Origin of the sequence: Facilibium subflavum (assembly GCF_003574485.1) — a bacterium.
In the GTDB taxonomy this organism is placed as follows: domain Bacteria; phylum Pseudomonadota; class Gammaproteobacteria; order Francisellales; family Francisellaceae; genus Facilibium; species Facilibium subflavum.
Genome location: NZ_QLIT01000314.1, coordinates 1 through 572, shown reverse-complemented (window position 1 = coordinate 572; position 572 = coordinate 1). Strand labels below are relative to the sequence as shown.

The window sequence follows — 572 nt, the reverse complement described above, 5'->3', positions numbered from 1 at the left end:
GGACTCTGTCTTAAATCCAATAAAGGGAAAAGAAATGACGGAGATGGTGTGCATATTTGAGCACTGAGTACGAGATACAAGCCAACAATATATATCAACAAACGGATTACAGAGATTCCAAATGCATAAGGATAATGGTTATGAAATCTTGTTAATTCTTGCAAGCATGGTTGACTTGGTTAATTCTATTGTACAGTTATTAGGGTTTGCAAAAGATAATATTATCGCTGATAATACACAAAAAACCCCAGCGACCTATACCGGTGCAGTGATTGAGCCTTTAAGTTTCTCAAAAGGGAAATGCATACATTATCAAGCGTGGCTGTCAGCGCAGGAGAAAGCCTATCAAACAAGCTACTGGTATTCCGATTCAATTAATGATCAGGCTTTAGTGACTGAGGTTGATTATGCCATGTGTGTTAATCCTGATGCAAAACTCAATGCGCTGGCAACAAAAAACTGCTGGTCAGTTTGGTATTGGGAGCAAAGTGCGGGCGATTTGTTGTATAAACCGGATAATGTTTAAGAAAATTTTTCTTTATAGCTGTATGATCCAGGGCAAATTTATGTTT

General features: G+C 37.9%; 1 protein-coding gene. It reads left to right on the top strand.

Annotated features, from left to right (window positions below; genetic code table 11):
* Positions 1-91: 91 nt before the first annotated feature.
* On the top strand, positions 92-526 hold the full coding sequence (locus DNK84_RS13655; protein WP_119345010.1) for an HAD family hydrolase: 435 nt from the start codon (positions 92-94) through the stop codon (positions 524-526).
* Positions 527-572: the final 46 nt, after the last annotated feature.